The sequence below is a fragment of the Deltaproteobacteria bacterium genome (genome assembly GCA_016183175.1).
GTDB lineage: Bacteria > UBA10199 > UBA10199 > UBA10199 > SBBF01 > JACPFC01.
In genome coordinates, this window is record JACPFC010000090.1 from 1 (window position 1) to 5,279 (window position 5,279).

A 5,279-nucleotide genomic window follows, 5' to 3' on the forward strand; every position below is an offset into this window, starting at 1 on the left:
CCAAAAAACTGGTTGATGGAGGTTATCGGTTCACGTATGCCGACATCGACGAGGTTTTACAAAAGATCATTCATCCAGAATAAACGTGATCGCGCATTCGACGCGATATTCCAGAATCTTGCCGTTATCCACCTTGCATTTTTGCGAGGTCACCTCCAGCCCGGTGATTCCGTGCAGGGTTTTGGAAGCCCGTTTGATCGCCTGATTGACGGCCTCCTGAAAGCTTTCCTTCGATGAAGCAATGACTTCAGTCTTGCGTGCAACGGCCATGGAAACCTCCTTTTTGATCGTTAAAATTTGGAAATAAAATTCAACTTGTCCCCTGTTCACTGAGACAAACTGATGATGGTGTCATCATCGAAATTGGTCCAATAGACGTTGGAACTGTCCAGCACGACCATCGAGGGACGACCCTGTCCCGACGCAAGTGTCACGGAATCGCCGCCATCAATCGGGACCCGCATGACTGTGCCCCCCTCGGCGGTTGTCCAATAAACGCTGGTTTCGTCAACGGTCATGCCATGAGCACCGTCCTGGTCCGAGGCAAGGGTGACCGGATCGCCGCCATCAATGGCCACCTTCATCACCGTGTCGCCGTCGAAGGTAACCCAATAAACACTTGTACCGTCGACCGCGATGCGATCGGGAAGGTTCTGGCTGGAGGCAAGCGTCACCGGAGCTCCGCCATCAATGGCCACCTTCATCACCGTCCCTTCGCTATTGTTGGTCCAGTAAACGCTGGTGTCATCCACCGTGATGCCGTGGGGAGAACTCTGTCCCGAGGCAAGCTCAACCGGATCGCCGCCGTCGATTGACACCTTCATCACCGTGCCGCTACCGCTGTTTGTCCAGTAGACACTGGTTTCATCGACAGCGATTCCCCACGGAGTGCTTTGTCCCGAGGCAAGCTCAACCGGATCGCCACCGTCGATGGCCACCTTCATCACCGTGCCGCCGCCGTAGGTTACCCAGTAAACGCTGGTATCGTCCACAGCGATGCCGAAGGGAGAACTCTGGTCCGAGGCGAGCGTGACGGGAGTACCGACTTCCTCCTCGTCGGTTCCATCATCGGCATCGGTATCGCCGTCATCCTCGTCATCAACCACCTCGTTGACGGCGCCGCTACAGGCGACAATCGCCATCAGCGCGAAAAAAAGCGCCCTCTTTTTATTCCTGTTTGACAGCATGGCCCCCATCCTTTAAATTACCGGTCAACGACAGATTCTCCCCGTCCCCAAATATGGAGAAACACTCGAAAAAAGTCAACCGATGAATGCCTTCAAAAAAATTCTTCTTCTCATCCCTTCAGGCCTTATTTTTCTGCTCGCGGCCTGTGCCAATGTCCAACAAATCGATCGGGGGCGTCTTTCGAAAAAGACAATGCAGATTGAACCGATGCCTCATCAGAAAACTTTCATCGACGAAGCGCATTCCATCCGTGAAGGGGCCGCAGGCGGGGTGGATCAGAATGCCGGAGGCGGCTGTGGGTGCAATTAAAAAGGGGGCCCAAATTGTCCTCCTCATCATCTGCCTGGAAGGAACGGCCGTCGCCCGGACAAAATTCGAGCTGATCATGGGCTTCATGAACCAATTCGGGCATGAAGGGAAACAGGTTTTTGACGGTTCCGGCAACGAAAAAACCGACATTTATGAACCGGTCCTCTTTTTAGAGCATCAGATCACTCCCAAGACCAGAATTTTCGGCAGTTTTCTGGCGGATCTCTGGTCTTCCGCCTCCGAGGCGATTTTTGATACCGACACGGGGGCCTCGGGCCGCGCCGTGGCGGGGGGAACGCCGGATACCACGTTGAAAAGGCGAATCGCCCTTGACCTGGGGGTATCCCAAAAAATCAAGACATGGACGATAACGCCTCGTGCGGGATACGCCTACGAATTTGACTACCGTTCCATCAACGGCGGTCTGCGCGTCGACAAAAGTTTTGCAAAAGATAATTTTATCCTGTCTTTGGACTACCATGCCTATTTCGACAAGGCCCGTCCCCTTGATGCGGCGAGCGGAGAGTTTACCCCCTGGCAACCCAAAAGGGTTCACACGGTCAATGTGAGCGGCTCCCAGATTTTGACCCCTTCCGATTTGATTCTTGTCGGTTACAGCTTCACCCATCAATCCGGATTTCTTTCAGGAACCGAGAATTCCGTCGACTTAAACGGCAATCGCGTCAGCGAGGTTCTGCCCGATCGGCGCCTCCGACACGCCGCCACCCTCCGTTACATCCACGGATTTACCGACGCCCTCGCGGTCCATATCGATAACCGCCTCTACTTCGATGACTGGGGAATTCTCTCCCCTACCTTCGAGCCTTCCCTCTATCTGGCGTTTAACGATGACTCGGGCCTCATCAAATTTTTCTACCGGTTTTATCTTCAAAGCGCCTCGACCTATTACCAAGACTCCTTCCCCGTCCAGAAAAGATTCATGACGAGCGATTCGGATCTGGCCTCCTTTCAGGCCCATGAAGGGGGAACCATGATCAGCTACCAGTGGGACTTTCATGGCTGGGTCAAGGCGATTACATTAAGCGGGGCCGGTCTTTATTATCACCGGTCCAACGGTTTGAGCGCCGCCGTTTATGAGTTCGGCTTTGGAGGGGCCTTTTGATGGAGCCGGCGGAACTGATCCGGAAAGAATGCGCCCTGATGGGTTCCCCTTTTACCATCCGGGCCTACGCCTCTCCCCACATCCCTTTAAGGCTCATCCACCAGTGGATTGAGCTTGCCTTCGGCGAAATTGCCCGAATCGAAGACCTTCTCACCGATTTCCGTCCCAGCCCCTTAAACGAAATCAACCGGATGGCGGGAATCCGGCCGGTTAAGGTCTGCCGCGAGATTTTTGATCTTCTTGAATTGTGCCTTCAAATATCCAGAGACTCCGACGGGGCCTTTGACATCAGCTACGCCTCCGTCGGCCTCGTATGGCGGGAGGCCATGAAAACCGGCGTCCCCCCGGCGCGGGAAGAGATCGATCGGGCAAAACAGTTCGTCGATTTTCGAAAAATCGGGATGAATCCGGAAACCCGGGAGGTTTTTCTCCCGCATCAGGAAATGAAAATCGGGCTTGGGGGCATCGGAAAAGGGTATGCGGTCGATCGGGCCTTCCATTTGCTCAAGGGCCTGGGGGTTGAAAATTTCGCCGTCAACGGCGCGGGCGACATCCGCGTCCATTCTTCCCCCTTGGCGCCGCGACCCTGGAGAATCGGCATCCGTAATCCTTTCGCCGAAAGGGATGCGGCCATGGGAGGGCTTCTCCTGCAAAACGGCGCCGTTGCGACCTCCGGCGATTATGAGCGTTTTTTCCGTCATCGGGGGAAAAGCTACCATCATGTCCTCGACGGTCGCACCGGCGAAATCACTCGGGGGATTTCCAGCGTCACGATCATGGCCGCCAGCACCGTGACGGCCGATGTCTGCGCCACAACAGCCATGGCCCTCGGGCCCGACGAGGGGCTGAAATTTCTGGAAAATAAGCGGGGCCTTTCCGGTTTTTTGGTCACGGCCGACGGGTCCGTCATTAGAACGGAAAACCTTCCCAAGGCCGAGGCCGGTCAATGGTCCTGAAAAAAAGGAGACGCCATGAAACGTCTTATTTTTGCCGTGTCTTTATCCCTGTTTTTTTGGATCGCCGTCGGGACAACGGCGGAGGAGATGGCCCCTGATTTCACCTTGGCCTCCCTTGACGGCCGGACGGTCTCCCTTCGCGACTATCGGCACCGAAAGACCGTCGTCATTAATTTTTGGGCCGGCTGGTGCGACGCCTGCACCGAGGAAATACCCCTCCTCCTCAACCTTAAAAACCGATATGCCTCCCAAAAAAATGTCGTCTTTCTGGGAATCAATGCGGGGGAGTCGGAAAGGATGGCTCGAAAATTCGTCGAAAAGACAGGCTACTCCTATGATATCCTCCTCGATACGGACAAAAGCGTCGCCCGGAAATTCCGGCTCCTTGGCATCCCCCAAACTCTGGTAATTTCAAGGGAGGGAAAGATTGTTTACCGGGGGGATCGTCCTCCGGCCGACCTCACCGTCGCCGGGTTAAAAACCCCCGGGTAAAAACCCTTCGACTTATTCCCCCCAAATAAGCTAGAAACCCCCTGGAGTTTTTTATGCCGGACTTTATGCCGGACATGGAAAAGGTCAGAAATATCGGGCGCCGCGCAATGTACAGGAGGAATTGATGAAGAAATATCAGGAAAAACGGGCGGCGGAGAACAAATGACTCTGGATTCGCTCTTTGGCGAATTGCGCCAACTGCAAACCGACCTCCAACAAAGGGCCGACCGCCTTCGGGCCGTCCGCAAGTCGATCGCCCTGGCCTATTCCAACGGCCACGGCGAGGCCGATTTTTTGCCCCGCCGGCTGATGGCCTTAAAAAACGAGGAAGAAATCCGTTTTGAGGGCGGGCTTGCCCGCTTGAAGGGGTTGCTCGCCGCAAAACTGGAAAGGACCTGCCTTCTGCTCACTTCCCAAGACGATGTCAAAACGGTTGTCGGCATCCGCAAGACCATCCGCTACATCCGCAACGCCTTTGCCGGAGAGCTTGCCGTGACGGGAGCGGCCGCTTTGACCTCTTTTCTTCCCGACCGAAGAGGCGGATAAATTCGCCGAATGTCTTATCGCTTAATTTTTTGAGGCGTTCGATGGAGACGGGACAGTCTTTCTTACGCGTCACTTAAAATACGATCGATCGCCTCGGTCCATGGACAGGCCAAAACACTTGAGAAACGCTTTCTATCCGGATCGTTCGAAATCAAATATTGTTTGGGTGATTTAAAATCGTCACCCAGTATCAAAAGTCCCTTTGCGTGACGTTCGTCCACCCTGTTCGCGGATTTGATTTCTACCAGCGTTGGAGCCAGTTTTCCGCGTTCTATAATCAAATCTATCTCCAAGTCTTCTTTGACCCGCAAGTAAGAAAGTTTAAATTGCCTGCCCTGGTAGGTGAGGCGGCGATGAAGCTCCATAACAACAAATGCCTCAAACAGTTGCCCATATTCAAAGCTCCGCGGAACCAAATCGTAATCGACCTGTCCGGCCAAAGCCCGGGCAATGCCTGTGTCAAAGAGATAAAATTTGGAAGCCCTTTTTTGCTGTTTTCGAATCGACATATGATAAGCGGGAAGCCTGATTCCAAGCAGGGTATCTTCCAATATGTCGTAATATCCGCTGACGGTTTTCGGATCGGAATGAATGTCCCGCGCGATATTTGAGTGGTTGATGACACCGGTATTCATTTGGGCCGCAACATCCAGAAAACGGCGGAA

8 protein-coding genes are annotated in these 5,279 nt (G+C 53.9%); 5 read left to right on the forward strand and 3 right to left on the reverse strand.

Translation table 11 applies throughout. The features are described 5' to 3' along the window. Positions 1 to 66: 66 nt before the first annotated feature. Both HYU99_09015 and HYU99_09020 read right to left on the reverse strand, forming a co-directional pair. A complete protein-coding gene (locus tag HYU99_09015; GenBank protein MBI2340485.1) occupies positions 67 to 270 on the reverse strand; it encodes a dodecin domain-containing protein in 204 nt (67 codons plus the stop codon). 56 nt (positions 271 to 326) lie between these two features. Continuing rightward, positions 327 to 1,187, reverse strand: a complete 861-nt coding sequence (locus tag HYU99_09020; GenBank protein ID MBI2340486.1) for a DUF5050 domain-containing protein — start codon at positions 1,185 to 1,187, stop codon at positions 327 to 329. An 82-nt stretch (positions 1,188 to 1,269) separates the two neighbouring features. On the opposite strand from HYU99_09020, the gene HYU99_09025 reads away from it, so the two are divergent. The 5 genes from HYU99_09025 to HYU99_09045 all read left to right on the forward strand — a co-directional run bounded on the left by HYU99_09025 (position 1,270) and on the right by HYU99_09045 (position 4,614). Then, positions 1,270 to 1,497 carry a DUF4266 domain-containing protein gene (locus HYU99_09025; protein MBI2340487.1) on the forward strand — a complete coding sequence of 76 codons (228 nt, stop codon included), beginning with the start codon at positions 1,270 to 1,272 and terminating at the stop codon, positions 1,495 to 1,497. Then, on the forward strand, positions 1,484 to 2,620 hold the full coding sequence (locus HYU99_09030; protein ID MBI2340488.1) for a DUF3570 domain-containing protein: 1,137 nt from the start codon (positions 1,484 to 1,486) through the stop codon (positions 2,618 to 2,620). Before HYU99_09025 ends, HYU99_09030 begins: the two co-directional genes overlap by 14 nt. Then, positions 2,620 to 3,576: an FAD:protein FMN transferase gene (locus tag HYU99_09035; GenBank protein ID MBI2340489.1), complete on the forward strand. Its 957-nt coding sequence runs from the start codon at positions 2,620 to 2,622 to the stop codon at positions 3,574 to 3,576. The genes HYU99_09030 and HYU99_09035 overlap by 1 nt, the downstream gene beginning before the upstream one ends. 15 nt (positions 3,577 to 3,591) lie before the next feature. Continuing rightward, the gene (locus tag HYU99_09040) at positions 3,592 to 4,068 is read left to right on the forward strand and encodes a TlpA family protein disulfide reductase (protein MBI2340490.1); all 477 of its coding nucleotides are present in this window, start codon (positions 3,592 to 3,594) and stop codon (positions 4,066 to 4,068) included. Between the two features lie 162 nt (positions 4,069 to 4,230). Continuing rightward, complete coding sequence (locus HYU99_09045; protein ID MBI2340491.1) at positions 4,231 to 4,614, forward strand: hypothetical protein; 384 nt, start codon at positions 4,231 to 4,233, stop codon at positions 4,612 to 4,614. A gap of 62 nt (positions 4,615 to 4,676) precedes the next feature. On the opposite strand, the gene HYU99_09050 is transcribed toward HYU99_09045, so the two are convergent. Next, positions 4,677 to 5,279: DUF4143 domain-containing protein (locus HYU99_09050; GenBank protein MBI2340492.1), on the reverse strand; the 603-nt coding region annotated here is incomplete at its 5' end.

Excerpts from the sequence above, each read along its gene's own strand:
- HYU99_09025 (MBI2340487.1), top strand. The coding sequence starts at position 1,270 with ATGAATGCCTTCAAAAAAATTCTTCTTCTCATCCCTTCAGGCCTTATT.
- HYU99_09020 (MBI2340486.1), bottom strand. The coding sequence starts at position 1,187 with ATGCTGTCAAACAGGAATAAAAAGAGGGCGCTTTTTTTCGCGCTGATG.
- HYU99_09035 (MBI2340489.1), top strand. The coding sequence starts at position 2,620 with ATGGAGCCGGCGGAACTGATCCGGAAAGAATGCGCCCTGATGGGTTCC.
- HYU99_09045 (MBI2340491.1), top strand. The coding sequence starts at position 4,231 with ATGACTCTGGATTCGCTCTTTGGCGAATTGCGCCAACTGCAAACCGAC.
- HYU99_09040 (MBI2340490.1), top strand. The coding sequence starts at position 3,592 with ATGAAACGTCTTATTTTTGCCGTGTCTTTATCCCTGTTTTTTTGGATC.
- HYU99_09015 (MBI2340485.1), bottom strand. The coding sequence starts at position 270 with ATGGCCGTTGCACGCAAGACTGAAGTCATTGCTTCATCGAAGGAAAGC.